This is a genomic window from Candidatus Marinarcus aquaticus (genome assembly GCF_004116335.1).
Lineage (GTDB): Bacteria > Campylobacterota > Campylobacteria > Campylobacterales > Arcobacteraceae > Marinarcus > Marinarcus aquaticus.
Genome location: NZ_PDKN01000004.1, coordinates 166,988 through 193,228, shown reverse-complemented (window position 1 = coordinate 193,228; position 26,241 = coordinate 166,988). Strand labels below are relative to the sequence as shown.

The following is a 26,241-nucleotide window of genomic DNA, read 5'->3' as shown; positions in this document are numbered from 1 at the left end:
TGTTTGACATAACTTCATATTGCTATTATGTTTAATTCGGTATGATACCAAAATTTTATAAAAGTGAGATAAACAATGGATATTATGTATGAATCAGTCGTAACACATGTGTGGGCAGTGTATGCCTTTTTACTCATCATGCTTTTTAATCTCTATTTAGTATCTACGACAAAAAACTTCATGGATTTAGCAAAACGACTGCGTTTTATGACACCTATTTATCACTTAACCAATGCCATTATTATGTATACAGGTGCCATTGTAGCAACATACAATCATGATTTAAATCTTACTGTTATATTGATGATCCCCGCTTCTATTTTTTTAATGGTGATTGAAATTAAACGATATAAGAAAATGCGTGTGATTAAATCTGATGAGGTGCAATTGCAAGCAGCATTTGTAAAGTATGCTAAAACAATTTATACCATAGAGATTACGGTGCTTATTGCTGTGTATATTGTTTCAAAGGTCTTTTAATGCAGTTTGTTTATTGTGAACAAGCAGGTGAGGCTACTTTAAATATTGATAATGAACTCTTTAAATATCTTTTCAAAGTCAGACGTCACCAACTGCAAGATATCATTGAAGTAAGAAATTTAAAAGACGATACTTTTTACAGTTATGAAGTTCAAAACATCACTAAAAAAGAGGCCACTTTACTGCTTCAAAAAAGTGAAGAAAAACCAGTGAATGCCAATATGAAACTTCGCTTAGGTTGGTGTGTGGTAGATACAAAAACCATCGAAAAACAGTTGCCTTATTTAAACGAGTTGGGGGTGTACTCTATTGCATTTATTTATGCTGATTATTCACAAAAAAACTTTAAACTCAATTTGGATAAATATGAGAAAATTTTAATCAACTCATCTCAACAGTGTGGACGCAGTTCATTGATGCAATTTGAGGTTTTCAAATCACTGGATGAGTATTTAAAAAGTTATCCTGAAGCGTATATGTTTAATTTCTCACAACAACATGTACAAGAGGTTTCAAATATTGATACTATTGTTGTTGGCTGTGAAGGTGGATTTTCAAAACGAGAGATTGCATTGTTCAATGAAAAAAAGATTGTGGGGATTGATTCAAACTTAGTTTTGCGAAGCGAAACAGCGGTTACAACTTTAGCTGCAAAATTAATTGTCTAAACTAACACTTGATTAACATAGCCTTGCTATACTTCTCTTACCAAACAACAACAAACGACAATTTAGATGAATTTCCTCCTAACTTTTGTCTGAATATCAAGCTATCATCTTGATGGCTTGAGTCTATATCCTCTGTTTTTTTGTGACTCTATTAATGCATTTCCTATCGTTTTTCTGATACTCCAAATATGATAACGTAAAACGTCTGATTTTGAATCGGTGTTTGAAGGGTAAGTATTGAGTTCCAACTCACTTGGATGAACGAATTGTTCACGCTTTTTTATTAAATAATCTAAAACCATAATGGCTTGATGTTCAATCTCCAAAACTTGATTGTTTTGATAAAGTTTTTTTTCAAAAATGTTGTATTGTAACGTGGATGAAAGAGGAATAAAAGTTTCATAGGTTCGATAAGAGCGTTTTATTAAAGCTTGAATTCGAAGCAGAAGTTCATCTAAATCAGCAGTTTTATTTAAATAACCATCGCAACCATTTTTAAAAGAGCGTATACAGCTATCAGGTTTGGAGCTTAAAACTAAACGCATGGTTTGATCATTGTGTTCGGTTAAGATTTTTAAAATCTCAAACCCATTAATATGAGGGACATTGATATCTAAAAGATATAAGTCGTAGATATTATTATAAGTTTTTAAAAAAAAATCTTCACCATCTTTACATGTATCAACATCAAAATGTTCTTCTTCTAAAAACTCTTTGATGCTCTCTTGATAAAGCAGGTCATCTTCTAAAAAAAGTATTCGCGTGCCATACATAATGTATCCAATGTAAGCCAAAGAGAGAGTTCTCTTTGGCTAAAAGTTAAAGTATATTTTTAAATAAAATGGTCATACCCCAACCAAAATAAATCACCATCCACACTACCATAATAGTAAGTGTATAGTTTCCTAATCGTGTTACGGCTTTGTCTTTTGAGCCATCAAAAACACCTTGTGTTTTTCCTACTTTCCAAGCCATGGTCAGTAAGTAAGCTACACCAACACCACCCATGATTAAAAATGTGAGTAAAAACATCGTAATCGTTGGAATCTCTAAATTTACAGGGTAATCATAAATGTTATAACCTAAATCAGACATTAAGTCAAATCGAATCACTTCTCTCATACCCGAAATCAATAATGCCACAATAACCAATACAATGGTCGTAATATAACTGTTGCTATTTTTATTGGCAACAATGAGTAGAAGTACAACACCTATAATGATTGCAAGTGATACTGGATGCATAAGATAATTGATGCTTAACATCCATGCAACAAATAAAATAGCACTTAATAACAGTCCTACAAGTGTCAGTTTCGTACCTAAATCAGCACTGTATTTAATAAACTGGGCTGAAAAATCTTCTCGAGTACTTAAAAAACGGCTGTAGTTTTGTAAAAAGATACCCACAACAGGAATCGCTAAACTCACCATAAATGCAAGTCGAATAATATCAATATTAAATGTCCATCCCGAAGTATCTACAACACCATTAGGTGCATACATATTCATCCACTCATTAGGCATAATTGATGTCACTGCAAAGTTGTGCATTAATACACCTGCAAAAACTAAAATGGCAAAAGAGATAATTCCAATCAGTTTTCCACCACCTTCTTTTGCTTTATTAGCATAATAATACCAATAATACATGATATAACCAACTACTAAAGCATAAATAAAGATAAATACCCACATTCCTGATAAAGTATTGGCTACATACCAATTAGGATCATAGATGACTTGTGTAAAGAGCAGGGGTGCTACTCCCAGTACAATCAAAATAGAGATACTTATTTTCCCTGTTTGAATCAAATGAGGGGTTAATATCTTCCAATGAGAATCGCTTTTTTGTAACAGTGTTCCGTATAAAGAGAGCCCCATTGCACCCAATGCCAGTAAAACAAAGGCTGCGTGTAGTGCCCATGTGAGTATATAGAGTGCTTGAAAAACGACAGGATAAAATGGAACTCCTGCAGGATCTCTTAACGCTAATAAAACTGATGCGTCCATTTATTCCTCCTTAATAGTTTAAAGATGCAATATATTCAGCAATTGCATCGTATTCATGGTCAGGTAGTTTAAGTGTTGGCATATATGACATACCACCACTACCAATGGCATAAAGTATTGATTTAATACCCTCTTTATCCATACCTGTTAATCTTGCTTGAAGAGGTCTGTATTTACCAGTTTTTTCAAGTGAATGGCAGTTTGAACATGACATTTTAGTTAATAATTCACCCACTTCTAACTTATTCTCTTCTGTAATGACTCGAAGATTTTCAGGAACAAATGGATTGACTTGAAGCAGTCCTTTTTCAGCAATAATTGGCAGCTCACTTTTAATATTTTTTCCTTCAACATCGCGGCTGATGATTTGATTGGAATAGATATATTGACCTGCAACATATGGTTTTCTCATAGATTCTCTGAGTTTTTCACCTGGCCAAATTCCTGCAATTAATATTACAAAAACCATAATACCTGCTAATGGTGTACTGATAAATTGTGGTTTTACAATTGCAACTAAAAAATAAATAGAAAAAACAACTGTAAGAATAATTCTACTTTGAACAACATCTGCTTTTGTGATATTAAATACAGCATGAGCATTGTCAGGTAGAGTTCCCATATACCACATAAAGAAGAATAGAACTAAAAATCCTCCAATCATACTTATGTAACCCATTTTTCTGGTTAATTCACGTGAAAGTTCTAGATTATCTTTTTTCATTGCACTTGAAATAATAAGTCCAATTACACCTGATAACATAATCATAAAACCAATTCTTAAAAACATATGAGGGAAAGTATTGATACCAAAAAATGCATCACTGGCACTTCCCGTTGCATAATATTCTTGAGTCCCTGGCCACATCATAAAGCTGATGATACCAATAATAAGCGCAAGTGTTCCAACAGATGCTAAAGCAAAGGTGTAAGTCAGTTTCAAATGAGTTTTTTTATCGATCTTACCAATAAAGTAGACCAAAACAAACACACCTATAACTTCGTATACAAAAAAGACCCACTCCGTTGCCCAGACCCAAACAAAGTTATGTATGAGTGCGCTGATTCCTCGTGGACTTGCAGCGGTTGCTGTATACCAAATACCCGGTCCTGTAATTGAACCAATTACATATGAAAAGATCAACAAAAACATACCGTATTTTTTCATATACGGATACAAATCAGTTCGATTCTCGTTATATGCTTTGTAAGCCAAAAATGCGAAAAGCATTGCAGCACCAACAGAAGTGTGCGATGCCAATATATGAATGGTACCTGTCATACCCATCATCCATGCACTTCCATATTCTGGAAAATAAAACAATGGGAATTGTCCTATAATATCCATAAATCCTCCTTTTTAGAATTTACTGGAATTCTACAGAAGTACTGTTAATTAATTGTTAGATTTAAGAAAAATATTAGATTTGAGAAGTTGAGTATGAAGAAAATCTTCATACTCAAATAAGAAATATTACCAGTTTCTTACAAGTGCATGACAGCTTGAACATGCATTTAAGATATCTGAGTAAGCGTTAGAAGCTTTGATATAAGCTTTCTCTTCTAAATTTAAGTTTAAAACATTTACGTCAAGTGTGATTCTTTTAGAAGCATTCACCGCAACGTTTACCAAATGTTTTTTCTCTTCAGTAAGATATTGACCAATAACCTCTTTTTTATTAAATAAAGAGTTACCTTCGTTCACAAGTTTGGTTCCATTTTCAATTAACGCAATGTTATTGTTTAAGAAACCTTGTTGAATTTGAGTCATTCCTTCTTCCATCATTGACATTGATTTTTGCATTACATCTTCAGCTTGAGCTACAGAGAATGCTAAAAATCCAGCGATTAATAGTTTTCCTAATTTCATTCTTTCCCTTTCAATTGATGAAAAGATATGCTTAGTGCATATCTCTCCATTGTTTAACTTTCCATAACCATGCAAAAATTGCAAAAATTACCAAATAGATTAAGAATTTTGGTCCTAATGCTGCTCTTTCGTCTGCTTTAGAATCACCAACTTCTTTCATGTATGCAACCACTTGCTCTTCAGCATCTTGAGTTAAACCAACTCTAGGCATTGCAGTACCTTCTAAATGTTTTTGAGGGTCATTAATGAATTCATGTAAATAACTTGCACCTCTACTTCTGATGTATTGAGATAAATCAGGTGGGATTTTACCCATATAAGATTTAATGTTCTCAACAGGAGTAAATGCAGTCATTGTACCGTTTTGCATGTCACCATATTTAATAGAGTGACATCGTTGACAAGCATTTGTAAATACCTCTTTGTTCGTCATTTCTTCTGGAGCAATTGATTGTAAATATGCAACCATATCTGCAATCTCTTGAGGTTGCATCCAAGAGTAACCCGGCATTGGGTGAATTTTTCCATCCACAAATTTGTGTGATGTTTTTGTGGCTGTTGCAGGGTCTTTAATAAATGCTGCTAAGAAATCTGCATTGTACAGTTTACCTGCTGTTCCTAAATCTGGTGGAACAACACCGTATGCTGCAGCACTGCTCGCATCATCCATTAATTTAGGGAATCCTTGAGATTCAATAGAGTGACACGCAGTACAGTTAGATTGAACTAAAACCGCACCAGCTTCTGCGTTACCCGTAAGACCATTTAATCCATCTACATCTTTAAATGAATACTCTGGTTCTTCAACATGTGGGTGCATTTGTGAGTGTGCAAATGGCTCAACTCCCCAGTAAGTAATAAGTGTAAGGACTACTACTACTGCTAAAATTTTTAATTCTTTCATTATGCACCTCTCTTTTTCGCATCAGATTTCGTGATGATTGGTAAAATTAAGAATAGGATAATAAACGCAGTTGCAGCAAAGAATCCTACCCATGCATTGATACCTGTTGGAGGCAGTTTTCCATAAACAGTTAATACAATTAAATCCACCATTAAAATCCAGAACCAAATAAAGAATTTAGGTCTTTTGTGTGCAGGTAGGATTTGAGTATCTCTGTCCAAGAATGGTAACAGTAAGAAAATAGCATTTGCAAAACCAAACGCAGCTAAACCAATATCAAACGCTTTAACAGGACCAACATCAAAGAAGAAACCTCTTAATACTTCATATGACCATAAAAAGTACCACTCTGGGTAGATGTGTGCTGGCGTTACCATGTTATCTGCAGGATCAAAGTTAACTGGATCCATTGCAAAGTTATAGTGGAAGAATACCAAATAGAAATAGAAAATTAAGAAGATTCCAAGTACCGCTAAATCTTTAGAGATAAATACTGGCCAGAATGGAATAACTTGAGACTCTTTTTTATTTCCGCTTAAGTATTTTTCAGCTTCAGCATCAAAGTCAACTTCATCAGAATCTTGGTTGTTAACGTGAGGAATTCTTAATGTATAGAAGTGTAATCCAATCAGACCCATGATAACGATAGGTAATAAGAATACGTGTAACATAAAGAATCGAGTTAATGTAGCATCCGCAACGTTAAAGTCACCTCTGATCCATACAACCAATGCATCACCAATCACTGGAATACCACCAAAAAGGTTGGTAATAACCATTGCAGCCCAGTAAGACATTTGTCCCCATGGTAACATATATCCAGAGAATCCAGCAGCAGAGAATGTCATAAATAATAACATACCTGAAATCCAAATCATCTCTCGCCCTTGTTTATAAGATCCATAATAGATTCCAGTAAACATGTGAATATAGATGATTAAGAATACAACTGACGCTGCAACCCCGTGCATGTGTCTGAATAACCAACCATATGCAACTTCTTGCATAATTGTATAGTTAACTGAATCAAACGCTAAGTTTACATCTGGTTTGTAGTACATCATTAAGAACAGACCAGAAATAACTAAAATACCAAAAGTTGTTGCTAAAAGAACACCCATCGCCCATAAAAAGTTGATATTTTTTGGAATCCAATATTCCGTCATCATCACCTTGTTAAGAGCTGTTAGGTTTAATCTTTGATCTAACCACTCACCTACTGAGTTTGCTTTTTCAAATTTTGCCATACTCAATCTCCTACGCTTGTGTTGCTACGAATGCAGCAATTTTTTTAGATTCAGGACCTTCATTACCTAAAACGATAGTCGTTCCTTGAACTTCAAATGGAGGTACATCAAGCGGTCTTGGAGGTGGACCAAAAACTTGTTTTGCACTTGGATTGAACTCCCCACCATGACATGCACATTTCCATTTGTCTTTTTTCCACGCAGGGATACAACCTAAGTGTGTACAAAGACCAATAGCAACAGTATATCTGTCATCACCAATAATTAAATCTCTTTCAGAACCTTCCATATCAGCCGTTTTTTTAAGAACAAAAATCGGCTTTCCTCTCCATGTGAATGTTTCTGGTTCTCCTGCTTTTAATGGAGCTAAGTCTATTGTTGTGAATCCACCAGCAAGTACGCTTGGAAGCGGATCCCATACTTTTTTCATACCAACAAGAGAAGCAGCACCACCCACTGCGGCAACAGCAGCAAATGAGTAACCAAGAAAATCCCGTCTATTTGTATCGTTAGACATAAATCTCTTCCTTATTTTAAAATAAAATCTAGCTATTATATTTCATTTTTACTTAAATTATTATGACATAGGTCAAGAAAGGTGTATATTATTTATACAGTGGGTAGAATGTACACGATATATAAGAATAAGTTATCAAAAAAAGTGTCTTTTTTTGATAACATTCATCGTGTTTATTGGATAAAATTGATGATTTCTTTTTCTATATCTTCTTTATCAATGATGGTGTCATGAATCACGTTTGCAGAGAAAAGTGCTTGCACACTCTCTGGAATTTTCGCGTTATTTTTTTGTGCAATGGTTTCTAACGCTTCCTTATCTGCATAAGAAATATTGGTTTCATTCAGAGCATTTAAAACCGTTGGAGAAAACTTGGTCCACTCTGCTGTTGAGTACATGACTGTTTTAAGTGGTTTCTCTTTTAGGTTTTCATAGGCTTTAAGACATGTTGCTGTATGAGGGTCCATCAAATATCCCTCATCTAAAAACTCTTTGATTTTGCTTGAACCATATGCATCATCTGAATAAATGGCAGAGAAAATCGCTTGAATTTGTTCTTTTTCACACGTACTTAATGTAAAGTATTGCTTCTCATGGAGGTTTTCCATCAATTCTTTTGTGCGCTCAGCTCCAAACAGGTCAAACAGCACTCTTTCAATGTTGGATGATTTTAAAATATCCATAGCAGGAGACTTGGTTAAAATCAACTCTTTGCCTCGAATATCATATACTCCATCATTGATCCATTGCGTTAAAATATTATTTTCATTGGAAGCAATGAGAATTTTTTCAATTGGAATGCCCATTTTCATGGCATAATATCCACCTAAGGCATTACCGAAGTTCCCACTTGGTACAATCAAATAAATCGCATCCCCTAAGCTGATTTCATTTTGTTTGACTAATTCAATGTATGAGTGAATGTGATAGATGATTTGAAAAATAATTCGTCCAAAGTTCACGGAATTAGCCGCACTTAACTTGATGTTGTGTTTGTGCAGCTCATTTTTAAATGTCGATGAAGCTAAAAGGTTTTTCAGTGCAGCTTGCGCGTCATCAAAGTTTCCATTGATACCAATGACTTTAAGATTTGCACCATCTTCACACACCATTTGAAGACGCTGAACGTCACTTGTTCCACCACTTGGGTACATACAAGCAACTTGAATACCCTCTTTGTTTTTAAACGTATTCAGTGCAGCTGGTCCTGTATCTCCCGAAGTTGCAGCTAAAATAAGATAGTGCTCATTGTTTTTCTTTGCCAAGCTTGAAAGCAGTGAACCAAATGGTTGTAAAGCCATATCTTTAAAGGCTCTGGTTGGTCCATGATATTGCTCTTGTACAAATAAATCCTCTTTAACTTTTACAACCGGACATGGGTCTTTGGGATTATCAAAGTTGTCATACAAATCAAGTGCTTTGTGAATCTCACCATCATCAATATCAATTTCAAATTTTTTTAAAAGGGCAAAAGCCAACTCTTTGTAACTTGAGTTTAGGTGTGCTTTAACAAACTCAAGTCCCAACTGTGGTAACTCTTTTGGAACATACAAACCACCAAAAGAGGCACTTGGGTTTAATATGGCTTGAGAAAAACTGACCTCTTGAAGGTTTTTAGTATCGTTTCCACGTGTTTCTATAAAATTCATAATATATATCCTTATTCTATACGCTTACATCTCATCGTTTAAAAGTTTGTCCATATCAATGCCATTGTTTGGATTATCTTTTCTTAAAAATTGAGTACCAATACCATCACTGGTAAACAGCTCCAATAAAATAGAGTGTTCTACTCGACCATCAATGATGTGTGCCTTGTTGACTCCATTGTAAATGGCATCGATGCATGAATCTACTTTAGGAATCATGCCACCTGCAATCGTTCCATCGGCTTTATATTTTGCCACATCTTTTTTATCTAAAGAGTTCAGAAGTTTTCCCTCTTTATCTAAAACCCCTACAGTATCGGTTAAAAACAGAACTTTTTGAGCACCAATGGCACTGGCAATTTTAGATGCAGCCACATCTGCATTGATGTTAAAGCCTGGGTGATTTGGTGTCGCACTGTCTGCAATTGGGGCAATAACAGGGATAAACCCTTCTTTAATAAGATTATTAATCATCTTTTCGTTGATTTCAGTGACCACACCCGTATATCCAAATTTTCCATTATCTTTAGGTTTAGCTTTGATGATAGAAGAGTCTTTTCCTGAAATACCAATCGCTTTTGCACCGTGGTGATTCAGTAGTGAAGTGATGTTTTTATTAATCTCACCACTTAAAACCATTTCAACAACTCGCATGGTATCTTCACTGGTAACTCGGTGTCCATCTACAAACTCAGAGTTGATTTCAAGTTTTCCAAGCAGTTCAGAAATACGAGCTCCACCTCCATGAACTATGACGGGTTTAATCCCTACTAAAGACAGAAGTGCAATGTCTTGTGCGAACTTCTCTTTTAAATCGGGACTGGTTTGTGCAGACCCCCCATATTTAATAACAATGGTTTTTCCATAAAATTTTTTAATGTAGGGTATTGCTTCAAGCAGTGTTTCGACTGTTGTGTGTTTTTTTTGCATGATGATTAACCTGTTAAAATATTGATATTGCGTGACTCAATATCTGCGTAATAAAGCTGCATTATACTTAAAAAATACTTTTTCTTTTATAATGTAAAATAGGATTGACAGTTGTCAACGAAGTTTGTAGTGTTTTTATGTAAAATAACACAGAGAAAGGATGACAATGAATGATTACCGACTTCCTGATGATGCCAGACCCATTGAGGTGATTGGCGCAACCGTACCTTTTTATACTTTCAGTGAAGATGAATTGACCTATTACTATTTTGATTCTTCTATGACGGCAGTTCCAGAACCCATGGTCAATGCCATGGCAGGGTTACGATTGATTGATGATGTGAATAAACGGCTTGTTATGATTAATCATCAACCACCATTAGGTCTCTTGCCAAAAATTGAGGGTCATTTTAAATTTGAAATTGAACACAACAGTGAACAAAAAGCAGTGGTGATTTTCACGTATATACCCAATAAAAGTGAAGAAGCAGATTTAAATCAGACTCATTGTGACGGCTAGAACCAAAAGGGCAAAAGACCCTTTTAATAGTTTTCGTTGATATTACTTTTTTCAAGTAACTCTTTAGAGAACATGATGACGCGATCACGTCCCGTATTTTTAGCTTCATATAAAGAAATATCAGCATATTTAACACACTCCCAGAAGTTTTCTGTGTGAAGCGGGAAGACCGAAGCTCCAATACTGACGGTTTTACTGAAGCTGACATTATTTTTACTGATGGTTTTTCCTGCAAATGCAATACGAATTTTTTGTGCAACTTCTTCCACAAACTCTGGGTCACAATTATAAAGCAAGATAAGAAACTCTTCTCCTCCGTAACGTACAGCAACATCCGATGAACGAATGTTCTCTTTGAGCGTTTGAGAAATCACTTTAATTGCTTCATCCCCTACATCATGACCATAAGTGTCATTGACCATTTTAAAATAGTCAATATCAATCATTAAAATACCGTATTGTATCTCTGAACGTTTTGCTTGTGAGACAATTGTTTGAACTGATTCTTCAAGGAACTTACGGTTATAAAGACCTGTTAAAGCATCTGATCGAGCTGATTTTTCTAAGATATGCATCAACTGTTTACTGACAATTTCAGGTTTGGCTGTATTGATATAATCATCAATGATAGGGATTTGCTCTCTTATAACATTGATCTCCTCTTTGGTGTTTGCGGTTAATGTTATGATAAGTTCAATGTCATGTGAAATAGTATATGGAATACAGATATACTCTTTATTGACTTTTTTAAACTTACTGCAAATCTCATCAAATTGGCAAGAGTTGGTTACCGTGTTGGTTCGATTGGCTCTGCAACACTCAAGTGGGTCACAATAAATCGGTTTGTTCTCAAATATGATATTAACTTCACCCGTGTTTTGATTTACTTCAAACATGTTAAACTCTTTGATATTCAGACGATTCTCCAACACATGACCGATGCGTTTATAAATCTGCTCCAAACTCTCATCATGTTCAATCGTTTTTCTAAACTTATAGACGCAAGAGAGATTACTGACAGCATGATTAACATTAATCAATGGGTCCTCAACCACTGCTTTTTTATTGGTTAAAAAGACAGAAATCTCTTTTTGAATATCTTGTAGTGTGTTTTCTAACTTGTCCAAGAAGCTGTTGATCCATTTAGAGACATCTTTCCCTTCTTTAGAATTTGTTGACTCAATTCTTTGAGTATAATCACCCTCTTGAGCACGTTTCATTACACGTTTAATGGCATCAAAGATGATTAAAAATGGATTGATAACACGGTTGATAAAGACTAAAATAATGGCCATAAGTATAAGAGCAATGATGGCTGTGTTGGTGATGGTATTGATACCCACCTCTTTAATATCATCCATGGACATGGAAATAGAAATCGCTCCTAATACATCCCCATCTTTTGAGTTGTGGCAGGATACGCAATTTATTTCTCCCTCTGAGGAACTGATATAAGGAATGGTGATTCGAAAACTGCTGCCACCAAAGAGTCGTTCATTGATGACCTTTTGCTCTTTAGCCGTTTCTAATACTTTTTGGTCAATGGTATCTCTCATGGTTTCCCCATTAAATCCTTTTCCATACTGTTCAATCACTGTTGGAGAACGAACCAACCAAATTTCATCGATGTTTTCTAAATCTTCAATCTGTTCTAAAAAGATTTTTCGATTATCCATCACGCCATTAATCATGTGTGAAGTGAGTGAATGTTTTACAATTTCAGCAACAACGCGTGCTTTTTTTTCGATACTGGCTAAGCCGTATCCTCTGAAGTTGTAAATAACATTGGCGATGATAAGAATGAATAGAAAGGACATGATGGCAATGAGAAGAAGTGAGATTTTTTTACTGGTATCCAATGAAGCTCCTTGAAAAGGTCTTAATAAAAAGAAGTAGTTGTTTTAAATAATATAATTTTATAACTTATATTATAGGAGTAACAATTATAAACTTTGCTTAAAAGGAATATGATATTTTTTATACAATTAAAGCCTTATTATAAAGCAATTATCAATGATATTTCAGTACAATTTAGGCATGAAAAACTATTTAGCTTTAAAGGCCAGTGCAGGGAGTGGAAAGACCTTTGCCCTAACGGTCCGATATATCACTTTACTGCTGTTTGATGCCAAACCCAATGAGATTTTAACGCTGACGTTTACCAATAAAGCGGCCAATGAGATGAGTGAACGAATCTATCACACATTGTTGAGTTTAGGGGATGATGAAGCCTATTTAAATGCCATCATTGAACAATCAGGAAAAAGTAAAAGTGAAATTCTCTCACTTAAACCCAAACTTTTAAATACCTATTTGAATTCTGAATTAGCCATTTACACCATCGATAAATTCATCAATAAAATTTTGCGTGAATTTTGTGGTTATTTGGGCATCAATGATGACTTTGACATCAAAGAAGACAACACCGATGAATTGAGTTTGAAGTTTTTACAATCTCTGGATTTAAAAAGCTTTGATCGTTTTGTAGAGTTTTTTTTATATGAAAATAAGAAGTTTAACTCTTTGTTTGATATGTTTAAAAACCTCATTGAACACAATGAGACCTTTCAAACCATTGAAATAGAGCAGGGTCTGATTGATGTTCAAAAAGAACAAGTGCTTAAATATGCCTTTAAAATGAAAGAGTTTATTGTAAATTCCAATGCTTCTAACAGTGGGAAAAACAGTGTTGAGTTTGATGACTTTGAAACACTTTTAAAAAAAGGGAAAACATGGCTGACCAAAGAGAGTGTCTATGACTTCTCTTACTTTAAGAAAGTCGCCAATGAGACTTTGGAGAGTTATTTCCAAGCATTAAAAATAGAGTTGAAAAACTACTATAAATTGCGTTCGACGTACTCATTGAACCATCTTTTAGAGTTGTACCAACGTTTTTATGAGTTTAGAAAAGGGTATTTAAAAAATAAAAACTATCTGGAGTTTAATGATATCTCTAATTTGGTTTATGAACTCTTAGGTCATACCATTGACAAAGACTTCTTATATTTCAGACTGGACAGTAAGTTTTCACATCTTTTGATTGATGAGTTTCAAGACACCTCTTTATTGCAATACAGAATCTTAGAACCCATTATTCAAGAGATTGTATCGGGGGATGTGGGCGAGTTTAAAACCTTCTTTTATGTGGGGGATACCAAACAGTCTATTTACAGATTCCGTGGGGGTAAACGAGAGCTGTTTGATTATGTCTCTACTCAAAACTCATTAGTGGAAGTTGAAGCTTTGCATACCAACTATCGAAGTTGTGAAACCATCGTCAACTATGTCAATGAACTCTTTTTACAACTGCCAAACTATGAATACTATGAACAACACTCGATTAAAAAGGGAGGTTTTGTCAAGGTGTTAGAAGATGAGGCTTTACAAGAAGAGGAGCCTTTTAAAAACGTTGCAAAAATCATTGCAGAACTTTTAAAGCAAGGGGTACATCCCAATGACATTGCTGTTTTAACCTATACCAACTCGGATGTATTGGCACTGTATACCTACTTAACACAAAAGTTTACCGAAATTAAAATTACCACAGAGATGACCTCTCGACTCATCAATCAAGAGAATGTCAAAGCAGTGATTAATGCCATTAAATATCTTTACTTTAATGAAGAGATATATAAAGAGAATTGTCATGCGATTTTGGGTCTGCCACCACTTAAACCAATGAATTTAAATATTGACTTGATTCATAATAATCTTCGCCATATTGTAAAGTACGTCGCCACACAACTGGATGTGATGGATGAAAATGTCATTAAGTTAATAGAACTTTGTGGTCATTATGAACACATTGTTGATTTTGTTTATGAGATTGACCACTTAGATGCCACGATGGTCAATAAAGAGCAATCAGGAATTCAAATTTTGACCATTTTTAAATCCAAAGGTTTGGAGTTTGACACGGTACTGTTGCTTGACAGAGTCAAACGAAAAAACAGTGATAAATCAACACTTCTGTTTGAATATGATGAAGTCAATTTAAAAAATGTCTACTATAAAATTGCCTCTTTAGAAGAGCATGATGAACATTACAAAGAGGCATTAGAAAAAGAGAAACGTCTCTCTTTTGAAGATGAAATCAACATTTTGTATGTGGCCCTCACTCGTGCAAAACACAATCTGTTTGTTTTTAAAAAACCAAAAAGTTCTGTGTTTGATTTACTCAACATGCAACCTATGAGCAAAGGAAACTTGGTTATTAAAGAGATCAAAGCAACCCAAGCACCAAAAATACAAAAAGTCAATTATATTCCTCTTCAATTAGGAAAACAAGAAGCACCGATTGCACAAAATAAAAAAAGTGAACACTACTCTTTACACTCTAAATATTTTGGATTGGCCACACACTACTGTTTAGAGATGATGCATGAGTTCTCTTTAACAAGTCTGTCTCACGCCATGCAAGTGACCAAAAGTCAGTACGGGAACTATTTAAACAGCACGGACTTTGTCCAAATTGAACAACGAATTCAAAAGCTTTTAGAAAATGACTTGTTTATGGATATGGTCAAAGAGAGCAACTTCTCAAAAGAGCAAGCCATTGTTTATAAAGATGAGGTCAAAATCATTGATTTATTGGTTGAAAAAGAAGAAGCATATATCATCTTTGATTACAAAACAACCAAAGATGAACTGCATGAACATGTTCAGCAAGTAACACAGTATAAAAAAGCGATTCAAAATATTACACAATGCAGCAGTATAAAAGGGTATATTCTTTATTTAAATGAAACAGATACCAAAGTTAAAGCGGTTTAATTATACAAAATAACGTATAGAAGCAAACCCTTTTGCCAAGCTCTGTTGTATCATTTCTACATGGTTTTTATTCGTTATCCCACCTAAAGCAATCACATCAATGTCATACTTTTTACAAACAGCCTTTAAGTGAGTTACTCCTTTTGCTGCACCTTTATTGGGAGTATCAAAGATGGGAGAATAAGTAATAGTATCAGCGTTTAATTCTATGGCTTTTTGTATCTCTTTTTCATTGTGGCAAGATATGATGGTGTAAAGCCCCGCTTTTTTGGCTTTAGGAATCAGATGAAATTGTTGGCTGGTCAGGTGTACTCCATACGCTTTAAGCTTAATGGCAACACCCAGTTCATTGTTGAGTATGATTTTTGAAATATTGTTTTGATGGCAGGTGTCTATAAAAGCTTGGGCTAAAATTTCAAAGTCACTACTTTGTTTATCTCGAAAACAGGCAAAATCAACACGGTGTTGCTTAAATACTTCATTGAGTTTTTGTGAGATACTTTTAGGAGTTGAACCATAATATTGTGGGTCAGAGATAAGATAGTGAATAAAGTTTGAAGACACAATTGACTCCTACATAGGATAACTCTAAATAAAAAAAGGGAGCAAAAGAGAAACTCTTCTACTCCCTATTTGTCTCTTAGTGCTGTTCGCACTAAAAAACGTAAAGTCATTTACGTTTTTAGTGGTGCTTATTCGGCTCATCAAAAGAGACGTTAGTCTCTTTAGTGATGATCCTCTTCAGCCATCATAACAGAACCTGCAATATATACGTATGTTAAGATAGAGAAAATAAACGCTTGTAAGAAACCAAACGCTGTTAATAAGAAGAAACCAGGTAATGGTAATAACCAAGGTACTAACATTAAAAGTACCATTAAGAACATATCATCCCCTCTAATTGATCCGAAAAGCCGGAAAGATAAAGATACGATTCTTGATAAGTGTGAAATAATCTCAATTGGAAACATTAAAGGAGCTAAAACAGGCATAGGTCCCATGAAGTGTTTAAAGTAATTGAAAAAACCATTCAGTTTAATACCCACATAGTTATAGTAAATAAATACGATTAACGCTAATGACAGAGTAAAATTAATGTTACTTGTAGGTGCTTCAAATCCTGGAATAACTCCAATCATGTTACTTACAAAAATTACCAATGCCAATGTACCGATTAATGGTAAATATCTTCGAGCATTTTGCTCACCCATTGTATCTGCACCCATAGCTACAATACCACCAACGAATGCTTCCATTACGTTTTGTGACCCAGTTGGCACCAACTGCATTTTTCGTGTAGCAGCACGTGCAATTAAAAAAATTATCGCACAGACTAATATAAAGTGCGATAAGATAATCCATTCTTGTCCGTGCCCACCAATAGCACCCAAGAACGTAAATAATCTACCTTCCATTCTCTTCCTTTAACTTTTTTATCTAAGTTTTTTTCGTGTTCAGTTCGAAATGGTATAATAACTTTGCTTATATTTCTTTGAATTTATAGCCATTTTGGCTGAGTTGTTCCCTTATGTTACATTGGTGCTCTTCTCCCTTGGTTTCAAGGGCAATGGTCACATTCGCCTCTCCAAAATCGAGTTTCACTGAGTTTCGGTCATAATCTATTTGAACAATATTTGCATCACATGCTTGGAAAATTTCCGTTAAGTGTTTCAATGATCCGGGTTTATCTATGAGTGTCACAATCAAGTTCATTTTTCGATTTGATTTGACCAAACCTTTTTCAATGATAAGTGATAACATCGTAACATCAATGTTCCCTCCACTTAATATGGCCACTACTTTTTTATCTTTAAAATCAAACTTTTTATGCATAATAGCTGCAACTGAGACAGCACCAGCTCCTTCTACGACCAGCTTTTGACGTTCAAGTAGAAATAAAATCGCATTGGCAATCTCATTATCGCCTACTTCTACAATTTGATCCACATACTCTAAAACATAGTTGAGCATCTTTGGTGTTACATCACGAACAGCAATTCCATCTGCAATCGTTTTAACGGCCATTGAGTCAATTGCTTTTTTAGCTTCATACGACTCTCTCATAGCTCGAGCGCCACTTGCAACCACTCCTACAATCTTAATTTTTGGGTTCATTGCTTTAGCTGCAATGGCTGTTCCAGAGATTAAACCTCCGCCACCAATAGGCACCACCAATACATCAAAGTCATTCATTTCATTTAAAATATCAAGTGCAATGGTGCCTTGACCTGCTATGACATCATTGTCTGCAAAAGGGTGAACAAAAACTTTATTGTTCTCTTTGGTGTACGACATGGCTGCAGCGTATGCTTCATCGTAGTTTTCACCTTTGAGTACAACATTGGCATTGTACATCTGTACGCCACGCACTTTTGTTAAAGGGGTTGCTTCAGGCATAAAAATAGTGGCTTCGCACCCAAAATATTGTGCTGAAAAAGCCAACCCTTGCGCGTGGTTTCCTGCACTTGCAGCAACCACACCGGCATCTCTTTGCTCTTGTGTTAACGAAGCCACTTTGTTAAATGCTCCTCGCAGTTTAAAACTTCCAGTAAGTTGCAGATTCTCTTTTTTTAAAAAAATTTGAGCCCCCACTTCTTTGCTTAAATTGGGTGCAAAGGTCAATGGAGTGGCTTGAATGACTTCATCAAGTCTTGTTTTTGCTTGTTTTATTTCGTTTAGTGTGATCATGGTGTTCTTTTTCATTTTTTTTGTATCTTATCTAAAAATAGTTTTTATCACGATGAATAAAAACTATTTTTATTGAATTATCCTCTCTTTCTTATGATTTCGACGGCTTTAACCATATTTTGTAAACTGGGTTTTACCTCTTCCCATTTTCTAGTTTTAAGTCCGCAATCGGGGTTGATCCACAGTTGTTCTTTGGGTAAAACTTCTAACAGTGCATCAATTTGAGTTACAATTTCATCGACGCTTGGAATACGTGGCGAGTGAATATCATAAACACCTGGTCCCACTTCTTGTTTATAGCCCACTTTTTTAAATATTTTCAGTAACTCATTGCCGCTTCGTGCAGTCTCTATTGAAATCACATCTGCATCCATTGCTTCAATGGTTTGGATAATATCATTGAATTGACTGTAACACATGTGTGTATGGATCTGAGTCTCTTTTTTTGCACTGCTGACGCTGATTTTGAAGTCTCGCACAGCCCACTGTTCATAGGTTTTAATATTGGCTTTGCGTAAAGGGTAACCCTCTTTAAATGCCGCTTCATCGACTTGAATGATTTGAATCCCTGCTTGTTGTAAATCATCCACTTCATCACTTAAAGCAACAGCAATTTGTTGAGAGACTTGTTCACGAGGTAAGTCATTTCGTACAAATGACCAATTGAGAATGGTTACTGGACCTGTTAACATCCCTTTCATAATCTTGTTGGTTTGTTGTTGGGCATACGTAATCCATTCAACGGTCATCGCTTTTGGACGGCTGACATCGCCATAAATAAAGGGAGGTTTTACACATCTGCTTCCATAACTTTGAACCCATCCGTTTTGAGAAAAGCCAAAACCATTGAGTTGCTCTCCAAAATATTCAACCATGTCATTTCTTTCGGGTTCTCCATGGACAAGTACGTCAAGTCCACACTCCTCTTGAAATGCCACGCAATCATCAATGTAGGTTTTCATTTTCTGTTCGTAAGTCTCTTGTGAAATTAATTTGTTCTTAAAATCGCGTCGAGCTTGACGTACTTCTGGAGTTTGAGGAAATGAACCAATGGTTGTGGTAGCTAAATCGTTGTATTGAAGTCTCTTTTTTTGCAGGACAATACGCTCTTTAAACTCACCGTCTCGTTTTGTTTTTGTAAATGAAGTTAAACGGTTTTGAACATTTTTATCATGGATTAAAGGAGAACTTTTTCTCAACTCATTTGCTTTTTGGTTGTTTTGAAATGCCTCTTTTTGTTCCGAGCTTAAATGGGTGTAACCTTCATGAAAGTAGTCATTTAGCAGTGCCACTTCATCAAGCTTTTCAACGGCATAAGCAAGCCAATTTTTGATTTCTGCCTTCATGGTTTTTTCATATTTTAATGTAAACGGTGTATGCAGCAGTGAGCATGAAGTAGACACTATAATGTTCTCTTTAGGGACGCTATTAGCAATACACTCTAAAAGTACATGACTCTTCTCTAAATCACATTTCCAAATATTGCGACCGTCAATAACACCAGCAATCAGTTTTTTACCACTTAAAGCAATGATTTGCAGAACATCTAAGTTTTTTTCTCCATATAAAAAGTCTAAGCCTAATCCATAAATAGGAGTATTGACTAAAATTTTAGTGGCTTCATTTGAGTGTTCAAAATAGGTGGTAACAATGAGTTTAAGATTTGATGCAACACTGCACAACGCATCATAAGCGGGTTTGATTAAACTCAAAACAGCAGAACTGTTGTCTTTTACTAAAAAAGGTTCATCTATTTGAACAATGATGTTTGAATCGAGTTTGGAAAGTGTTGTCAATAGCTCTTTATAAACAGCAAGAATCTTTCCAAAGAGTTCAAATCTGTCTTCATTATCAATTCTTTTGGAGAGTCCAAGAAAAGTCAATGGTCCAATGATATTGATTTTTGGGTTGATACCTAATGCCTTTGCTTCTTGGTATTCATTGATGATTTTTGAAGCATTGAGTCTATATTCATCATCAAGACTTAATTCAGGTACGATATAGTGATAGTTGGTATTAAACCATTTGGTCATTTGCATTGCCACATACTCTTTATTTCCTCTGGCCATTGCAAAATATTGCTCTTGGTTGGATAAGTGTTGAAAACGTTTTGGTACAGCATTGAGCATGATGGCAGTATCGAGCATATTGTCATATAAAGAGAAATCATTACAACTGATATGGCCTATTTCTGCATTTTTTTGATAGTTCCAATGTCGCTTACGCAACTCTTTTGCACACTCATTGACCTCTTCAAAAGAGCACTCTTTTGACCAATATTTCTCCAAAACTTTTTTTAATTCTCGTTGTTCTCCAATTCGCGGAAAACCAACAACATAACTTTTGTTTGACATGTTTTATCCTTGTTTGTGTAATTTTATATAAATAGTATGAGTATTAAAAGGATAAAGGAGGGTGGGTCCCTGTACGCCTAAATGCAAAAAAAGTGCAGTAAAAAGGGCATCGAGGTATGAATTTAAACAAAGATATGGCTAAACGTGTTTTACGTTTAAATAAGCAGTCGCAGTGACATGGTTTCGTTGTATTAATATAACTACAAAGAAGTATCTCTGTGAGTGTAGGTGGGTCATCTTCTGTATCTTCTTCGCTTGAACTTTTCATGACATTGGTCAGCAGAAGTTTAAACAGAATGGTTTTATTATGAAGTTTCTGTGCACAACTGTGTGCTTGAATGGAAGCAAGTGAAAAATAGAGCTTTTTAAATCCATTTAAAGACTTCACAGAAAACCTTTGGTTAAATTTCTGCAAGTTTAAGTTAAAATGACTTAACTTAATATTAAATAAAATTAAATATGTTACTATTTCAAAAAACGAGTAAGGTTCATGTTGAAATTTACATTTGTGACACTTTTCCCCAATTTAATTGAGTTCTATTTTCATGACTCTATCTTAAAACGTGCCGTTGATGCAGGTTTTGTTGGATATGAATTTTATAATCCCAGAGACTACAGTGAAAATAAACATTTGAAAGTGGATGCCCCCATGATTGGTGGAGGAGCAGGCATGCTGATGACACCCCAGCCACTCTTTGATTGTTTGAATAAAATCAAAAGAGAAAATGAAAATGCTTATATCATCTTTCCTTTGGCAGCTGCTAAACCTTTTAAGCAAAATGACGCCAAACGATTGGCAAAGAAAAAGAACATTGTATTTGTCAGTGGTCGATATGAGGGTATTGATGAACGTGTGATTGAAAAATATGCCAATGAAGTTTTCTCTATAGGTGAATTTATTTTAACAGGAGGAGAGTTGGCTTCATTGGTGATGGCCGATGCCATTTCACGAAATGTGGATGGGGTACTTGGCAATGCCGACTCTTTGGTTATGGAGAGTTATGAAAACAATCTTTTGGAAGCACCATCATTTACAAAACCTGAAAATTTTCAAGAATTAAGTGTGGTTAAAGAATTCTTAAAGGGTAATCATAGTAAAATTGCCGACCTAAAAAATAATCTGGCTATTTGCAAGACAAAATATTTTAGACCAGGTTTAGTTACAAACAAAAAAACAAAATAAAAAGTGTGATACCCCGCAAGTTGCAAATGCGGGCACTTTCACCAAAGGTAAACACAATGAAAAACAGATACATTGCAAGCTTTGAAGCAGCGCAAATTGCAGAAAAACAAATCCCAGAATTTAAAGCTGGTGATACGTTAAGACTTGGTGTTGAGATTAAAGAAGGTAACAAAACAAGAGTTCAAGGATTCGAAGGTGTTGTTATCGCTCGACATGGTGAAGGTACGGGTGCTACTTTTACTATCAGAAAAATCGGTGCAAACAACGTTGGTGTTGAAAGAATCTTCCCATTATACTCTGAATCTTTAAAAGAGATTGCAGTATTAAGAAGAGGTAGAGTAAGAAGAGCGAAACTTCACTACCTAAGAGGATTAACTGGTAAGAAAGCTAAAATTAAAGAGCTTAGAAAATAAGTTTTTTAATTCAAGGCTTTTTTGCCTTGAAGCATTGACTTCAATGTCAAAACCACTTAAAACTCTCATACACACAGCCCTTCCAAGTGAAGCGCGTCCACTTATACAAACCCTTAAACTTCAACAAAACAGTTTCTTTCCTAAAATCTATGAAAATGATGAAACGCTTTTAGTCATTTCAGGCATGGGGAAAGCAAATACTCTAGAAGCATTAACTGATATATTTCAAAGTTACACGTTTGAACGAGCGATTAATGTAGGCATTGCAGGATGTCGCGATGAATCGTACGAAATAGGCACTCTTTTTTGTACCACGCATGATTTGAAGAAGAGTCATGAAGGAGATATTACAACGGTTGAACAGCCCTTGGATAATAAAGAAGCGTTGGAAACACTCTTGGTAGATATGGAGTGTGAACATTTTTTAAAGGTCGCAAGCAAACACTTGCCCAAAGAGCAGTGCATGGTCTTTAAAGTGGTCTCTGATTATTGCAATACAAGCATACCTAAAAAGAGTTTTGTCATTGAACTCATTCAAAAACATGTACAAACCATTCAAGGGTATATCAAGTGAGTTATTCAGAGACATTTTTAGACCATATTGAAAAAACCAACTTTAAGCACTTGCCTCAAGCAACACAAAGCTTTTTAAAAAACAAAGCGTTAGAATACCACTTCTCTTTTCAAGAACTCAAACAGCTCATTGATTTTGCAATTGATTTTCGACTTTGGCATGAACAAGATATCAGTGAACTGTTTGAAACTGAATATAGAAGCAAAAAAGAGGCTTTTAACCACATACGAACTGTTTGGGAGGATTTAAAGGCACAACCGAACAGTTATAAAAATTTTACCTCTGATTTATACAAACAAGATGTGCGAAAATTCAGTTTTGAAACGTTTAAAAGCCATAAAACGGCTTTAGGCAGTTGCCCTGTAGCAAGCCCTAATACTCGATGTTGTAACCTGCTTACTTTAGATGCCGTGCAGTCATGTGGATTTGATTGTTCGTACTGTTCTATTCAATCTTTTTATAATCAAAATAGAATTGGCTTTGATGAAAACTTTAAAGAGAATCTCAAAAATTTAGAGTTGGATCCCAACGAGATTTATCATATCGGAACAGGGCAGAGTTCAGACTCACTCATGTGGGGGAACAAAGAGGGGATTTTGGATGCACTTTTTGCGTTTGCACGAAAATACCCCAATGTGATTTTGGAGTTTAAAACCAAATCCAATAACATCAACTACTTTCTAGAAAATGACGTACCCAAAAATATCATCTGTACATGGTCTTTAAATACGCCCACTATCATTCAAAATGAAGAGCATTTAACGGCATCTTTAGAAGAACGTTTACATGCAGCTCAAAAATTGAGTGAAAAAGGGGTATTAATCGGTTTTCATTTTCACCCCATTGTTGAGTATGAACACTATTTAGAAGAGTATGAGTCTGTTTATAAAGAACTCATCAAACGATTTGATGCACGAAAAGTTGTGTTGGTCTCTTTTGGGACATTGACGTTTATAAAACCTGTGATTCAAAAAATACGTACACGAAACTTTAAAAGTAAGATTTTGCAAATGCCTTTTAGTAATGCCAACGGAAAACAGTCCTATTCATTAGCAACAAAAAAAGAGATGTTTAAACATGCGTACGAGTGCTTTACTCCTTGGCATAAAGAGGTCTATTTTTATTTATGTATGGAAGATGAATCATTATGGAAAGAGGTATTTGGTTATGAGTACCTTTCGAATAATCAAATGGAAGAGCTTATGAAAATGGCATACATGAAGAAGATTACATCAACGGTTTAAACTCATGTGTTTAAACGTCCGTTGTATGATTGATTTTTAAAAATTGTGTTGCTTGAATGATACTCAAACCTGATTTTGAACAAATAGTATCAAAACTTTCATTGGTATGTAGTAATCTTTGAAAGACTTTGTATTTGTATTCCATTGTTAAAATAAACATGTTTCTCCTTTATATTTTATGTGTGACAAGCAATGATAAATTCATATTTTGTATTGATATTATGAGAAGATATTTCTCATAGAGTATTTTTTATAAGCTGTAAGGGTATTATAAAAGTGTTGTGTGAGTATTTTTCACATCAACACTTTAAAGGCAGTGAAAAAAGAAGGAGCAATTACAGTGCTTCTACACTGGTTGCATGTTCCCCTTTTTGATTAACACCAATATTAAATGATACTCTTTGACCATCATTTAATGAAGCTCTTCCATAATTAGAATTTGTGATTTCCGTATGATGAACAAATAAATCTTTGCTGTTATCTTCTAATTGAATAAATCCAAAACCTTTTTCATTGTTGAACCATTTTACAGTTCCATTATATCTATTTGACATAGAATATCCTTGTATTATATTGTTAAGTGTAAATTGTTCTTTTGATTTTGAAAGTTATGTATTAAGAGGTAAGTTTTAATAAAAAGCCAACAAAGAAAAAGTTCTAATTTTCCTTAAGTGATTCATTGTATCTGAATAGAAAAGAAATAGCAAGCTTTTTGATATATCTTTGTTTAATATGATGAGATTGAATGAAAATAGAAGTGTAGATGATAAATTTACACACTCTATGATAGAATTCACATAAAAAATATAAGTAAGGCATAGATGTTACACGAAATAGTTGATTTTATTGTAAATACAGTAGGAGACTTAGGTTACTGGGGAATTTTTATTATGATGTTTTTAGAGAGCTCGTTTTTCCCCTTCCCTTCAGAAGTGGTGATGATACCAGCAGGGTATTTGGCGTATCAAGGAGAGATGAACCTTTTTTTAGCAATTTTTGCAGGAATTTCAGGCAGTCTGGCAGGGGCAGTGTTTAACTATTTGTTGGCGTTGAAGTTTGGACGAGCCTTTTTAAGTCGATATGGAAAATATATTTTAGTTAAAGAAGAGACCATGCAAAAAATGGAGAACTTTTTTAATAAACACGGACATATTTCAACGTTCAGTGGAAGGTTAATCCCCGCTGTACGACAGTACATCTCACTTCCAGCAGGCTTAGCCAAGATGAATCTTTTAAAGTTTTCCATCTACACGAGTTTGGGTGCAGGTATTTGGGTCTTGATTCTAGCACTTTTAGGGTATTTTATTGGGCACAATCAAGCGCTTATTTCTGAGTATTTACGAGTTATTATCATCTCTATTTTAATTCTTCTGGCTGTTTTTATACTGTTTTATATTAGAATAAAAATGAAGAAATCTATTTTTATAAAGAAGAAACGATGAAAAAAGCACTTGTCACTGGGTACTCTTCGGGTATTGGTAAAGCCATTTGTGAAACATTGGAAAAAAATGGGTATGAAATATTAAAACTGCAATGCCGTTTACAGCAAAGTTGTAATCTCGAAGAAGAAGTCAAGACGCTTTTAAAAGATCATGATTTGGATGTGTTGGTTAATTGTGCAGGTGTGGGTGTTTTTGCTCCGCATGAAGAGATCAGTGTGGCAAAAATAAAAGAGCTTATTGATGTGAATTTAACCGCTCCCTTGATACTGTCCAATTTGTGTTTACGAAGTTTAAAGAAAACAAAAGGGCATATTATCAACATTGCTTCGGTTGAAGCAACACGTCACTCGAAATTTTCAGCCCTTTATACTGCAACTAAAAGCGGGCTTCGAAACTTCTCTTTGAGTCTTTTTGAAGAGTTACGGCGTGCCGATGTGAAAGTAACCAGTATCAATCCTGATTTAACCAAAACCAACTTTTTTGATGAGTTGCAGTTTGAACCAAGTTCGAAAGAGAACACACATTTACTCGCAGAAGATATTGCCAAAGCAGTCTTGGATGTGTTGCAGTTTAATGGTGTCATCACAGAGTTGACAGTCAGACCGCAGCGTCTTGAAATTATTAAAAAGTAGTTTAAAAGCCATCTTTTTAACGCGTGAAATTTCCTTGTGCATTTAGCACAAGTTTTCTCCTACTTTTCTTGGCGTTGAAACTCAAAATTTAATCATACACATACTCTCTTTTTAACGACTATTTATAAAAAAAGTGAGTT

At 34.9% G+C, this 26,241-nt stretch carries 27 protein-coding genes; 10 read left to right on the top strand and 17 right to left on the bottom strand.

Features of this window, described 5'->3' with window-relative positions; translation table 11 throughout:
- Window positions 1-75 precede the first annotated feature (75 nt).
- Window positions 76-480: a hypothetical protein gene (locus CRV04_RS07730; protein ID WP_128996263.1), complete on the top strand. Its 405-nt coding sequence runs from the start codon at window positions 76-78 to the stop codon at window positions 478-480.
- Window positions 480-1,148 carry a 16S rRNA (uracil(1498)-N(3))-methyltransferase gene (locus CRV04_RS07725; RefSeq protein WP_128996262.1) on the top strand — a complete coding sequence of 223 codons (669 nt, stop codon included), beginning with the start codon at window positions 480-482 and terminating at the stop codon, window positions 1,146-1,148. The genes CRV04_RS07730 and CRV04_RS07725 overlap by 1 nt, the downstream gene beginning before the upstream one ends.
- 104 nt (window positions 1,149-1,252) lie before the next feature.
- On the opposite strand, the gene CRV04_RS07720 is transcribed toward CRV04_RS07725, so the two are convergent.
- The 9 genes from CRV04_RS07720 to argB all read right to left on the bottom strand — a co-directional run bounded on the left by CRV04_RS07720 (window position 1,253) and on the right by argB (window position 10,278).
- Window positions 1,253-1,921 (bottom strand): response regulator transcription factor, encoded by a 669-nt coding sequence (locus CRV04_RS07720; RefSeq protein ID WP_128996261.1) that lies wholly within the window; start codon window positions 1,919-1,921, stop codon window positions 1,253-1,255.
- 46 nt (window positions 1,922-1,967) lie between these two features.
- Window positions 1,968-3,161: a hypothetical protein gene (locus tag CRV04_RS07715; RefSeq protein WP_128996260.1), complete on the bottom strand. Its 1,194-nt coding sequence runs from the start codon at window positions 3,159-3,161 to the stop codon at window positions 1,968-1,970.
- Between the two features lie 10 nt (window positions 3,162-3,171).
- Entirely contained in the window at window positions 3,172-4,509 is a 1,338-nt protein-coding gene (locus CRV04_RS07710) for a c-type cytochrome (RefSeq protein WP_128996259.1), read from the bottom strand.
- Between the two features lie 126 nt (window positions 4,510-4,635).
- Window positions 4,636-5,031, bottom strand: a complete 396-nt coding sequence (locus tag CRV04_RS07705) for a hypothetical protein (protein WP_128996258.1) — start codon at window positions 5,029-5,031, stop codon at window positions 4,636-4,638.
- 31 nt (window positions 5,032-5,062) lie between these two features.
- Complete coding sequence (locus CRV04_RS07700) at window positions 5,063-5,935, bottom strand: c-type cytochrome (RefSeq protein ID WP_128996257.1); 873 nt, start codon at window positions 5,933-5,935, stop codon at window positions 5,063-5,065.
- On the bottom strand, window positions 5,935-7,182 hold the full coding sequence (locus CRV04_RS07695) for a cytochrome b (RefSeq protein ID WP_128996256.1): 1,248 nt from the start codon (window positions 7,180-7,182) through the stop codon (window positions 5,935-5,937). The genes CRV04_RS07700 and CRV04_RS07695 overlap by 1 nt, the downstream gene beginning before the upstream one ends.
- Window positions 7,183-7,192: 10 nt before the next feature.
- A complete protein-coding gene (locus CRV04_RS07690; RefSeq protein WP_128996255.1) occupies window positions 7,193-7,699 on the bottom strand; it encodes a Rieske 2Fe-2S domain-containing protein in 507 nt (168 codons plus the stop codon).
- Between the two features lie 173 nt (window positions 7,700-7,872).
- Window positions 7,873-9,348, bottom strand: a complete 1,476-nt coding sequence (thrC, locus tag CRV04_RS07685; protein WP_128996254.1) for a threonine synthase — start codon at window positions 9,346-9,348, stop codon at window positions 7,873-7,875.
- 24 nt (window positions 9,349-9,372) lie between these two features.
- Entirely contained in the window at window positions 9,373-10,278 is a 906-nt protein-coding gene (gene argB, locus CRV04_RS07680; RefSeq protein WP_128996253.1) for an acetylglutamate kinase, read from the bottom strand.
- 166 nt (window positions 10,279-10,444) lie between these two features.
- Here argB and CRV04_RS07675 point away from each other — a divergent pair, with 166 nt between their 5' ends.
- The gene (locus tag CRV04_RS07675; RefSeq protein WP_128996252.1) at window positions 10,445-10,798 is read left to right on the top strand and encodes a hypothetical protein; all 354 of its coding nucleotides are present in this window, start codon (window positions 10,445-10,447) and stop codon (window positions 10,796-10,798) included.
- 23 nt (window positions 10,799-10,821) lie between these two features.
- Here CRV04_RS07675 and CRV04_RS07670 read toward each other — a convergent pair whose 3' ends face one another.
- Window positions 10,822-12,657, bottom strand: coding sequence for a GGDEF domain-containing protein (locus CRV04_RS07670; protein ID WP_128996251.1), 1,836 nt, complete (start codon window positions 12,655-12,657; stop codon window positions 10,822-10,824).
- Between the two features lie 178 nt (window positions 12,658-12,835).
- On the opposite strand from CRV04_RS07670, the gene CRV04_RS07665 reads away from it, so the two are divergent.
- A complete protein-coding gene (locus CRV04_RS07665; protein ID WP_128996250.1) occupies window positions 12,836-15,571 on the top strand; it encodes a RecB-like helicase in 2,736 nt (911 codons plus the stop codon).
- Here the strand turns inward: CRV04_RS07665 and CRV04_RS07660 are convergent, their stop codons facing one another.
- The 5 genes from CRV04_RS07660 to CRV04_RS07640 form a co-directional block, all read right to left on the bottom strand.
- Window positions 15,572-16,135, bottom strand: a complete 564-nt coding sequence (locus tag CRV04_RS07660) for a thiamine phosphate synthase (protein WP_128996249.1) — start codon at window positions 16,133-16,135, stop codon at window positions 15,572-15,574. It abuts the gene before it with no gap.
- Between the two features lie 161 nt (window positions 16,136-16,296).
- Complete coding sequence (locus tag CRV04_RS07655) at window positions 16,297-16,986, bottom strand: F0F1 ATP synthase subunit A (RefSeq protein WP_128996248.1); 690 nt, start codon at window positions 16,984-16,986, stop codon at window positions 16,297-16,299.
- Window positions 16,987-17,053: 67 nt separating this feature from the next.
- Window positions 17,054-18,259 carry a threonine ammonia-lyase gene (ilvA, locus tag CRV04_RS07650; protein WP_128996247.1) on the bottom strand — a complete coding sequence of 402 codons (1,206 nt, stop codon included), beginning with the start codon at window positions 18,257-18,259 and terminating at the stop codon, window positions 17,054-17,056.
- Between the two features lie 77 nt (window positions 18,260-18,336).
- The gene (gene metE / locus CRV04_RS07645; RefSeq protein ID WP_128996246.1) at window positions 18,337-20,613 is read right to left on the bottom strand and encodes a 5-methyltetrahydropteroyltriglutamate--homocysteine S-methyltransferase; all 2,277 of its coding nucleotides are present in this window, start codon (window positions 20,611-20,613) and stop codon (window positions 18,337-18,339) included.
- 43 nt (window positions 20,614-20,656) lie between these two features.
- Window positions 20,657-21,001, bottom strand: a complete 345-nt coding sequence (locus CRV04_RS07640) for a hypothetical protein (RefSeq protein WP_128996245.1) — start codon at window positions 20,999-21,001, stop codon at window positions 20,657-20,659.
- A 105-nt stretch (window positions 21,002-21,106) separates the two neighbouring features.
- Between CRV04_RS07640 and trmD the strand changes: the two genes are divergently transcribed.
- Genes trmD through CRV04_RS07620 form a run of 4 tightly spaced genes read left to right on the top strand, consistent with a single transcriptional unit; the run spans window position 21,107 to window position 24,027 of the window.
- Entirely contained in the window at window positions 21,107-21,796 is a 690-nt protein-coding gene (trmD, locus tag CRV04_RS07635) for a tRNA (guanosine(37)-N1)-methyltransferase TrmD (protein ID WP_128996244.1), read from the top strand.
- Window positions 21,797-21,852: 56 nt separating this feature from the next.
- Window positions 21,853-22,209 (top strand): 50S ribosomal protein L19, encoded by a 357-nt coding sequence (gene rplS, locus CRV04_RS07630; RefSeq protein WP_128996243.1) that lies wholly within the window; start codon window positions 21,853-21,855, stop codon window positions 22,207-22,209.
- A 43-nt stretch (window positions 22,210-22,252) separates the two neighbouring features.
- Window positions 22,253-22,783 (top strand): nucleoside phosphorylase-I family protein, encoded by a 531-nt coding sequence (locus CRV04_RS07625; protein WP_128996242.1) that lies wholly within the window; start codon window positions 22,253-22,255, stop codon window positions 22,781-22,783.
- Window positions 22,780-24,027, top strand: a complete 1,248-nt coding sequence (locus CRV04_RS07620) for an SPL family radical SAM protein (protein ID WP_128996241.1) — start codon at window positions 22,780-22,782, stop codon at window positions 24,025-24,027. The genes CRV04_RS07625 and CRV04_RS07620 overlap by 4 nt, the downstream gene beginning before the upstream one ends.
- A 10-nt stretch (window positions 24,028-24,037) precedes the next feature.
- Here CRV04_RS07620 and CRV04_RS12875 read toward each other — a convergent pair whose 3' ends face one another.
- Both CRV04_RS12875 and CRV04_RS07615 read right to left on the bottom strand, forming a co-directional pair.
- Window positions 24,038-24,187 carry a hypothetical protein gene (locus tag CRV04_RS12875; protein ID WP_164969135.1) on the bottom strand — a complete coding sequence of 50 codons (150 nt, stop codon included), beginning with the start codon at window positions 24,185-24,187 and terminating at the stop codon, window positions 24,038-24,040.
- A 175-nt stretch (window positions 24,188-24,362) separates the two neighbouring features.
- Window positions 24,363-24,581, bottom strand: coding sequence for a cold-shock protein (locus CRV04_RS07615; RefSeq protein WP_128996240.1), 219 nt, complete (start codon window positions 24,579-24,581; stop codon window positions 24,363-24,365).
- Between the two features lie 267 nt (window positions 24,582-24,848).
- Between CRV04_RS07615 and CRV04_RS07610 the strand changes: the two genes are divergently transcribed.
- Window positions 24,849-25,469, top strand: coding sequence for a DedA family protein (locus CRV04_RS07610; protein ID WP_128996239.1), 621 nt, complete (start codon window positions 24,849-24,851; stop codon window positions 25,467-25,469).
- Window positions 25,466-26,101: an SDR family oxidoreductase gene (locus tag CRV04_RS07605; RefSeq protein ID WP_128996238.1), complete on the top strand. Its 636-nt coding sequence runs from the start codon at window positions 25,466-25,468 to the stop codon at window positions 26,099-26,101. Before CRV04_RS07610 ends, CRV04_RS07605 begins: the two co-directional genes overlap by 4 nt.
- Window positions 26,102-26,241: the final 140 nt, after the last annotated feature.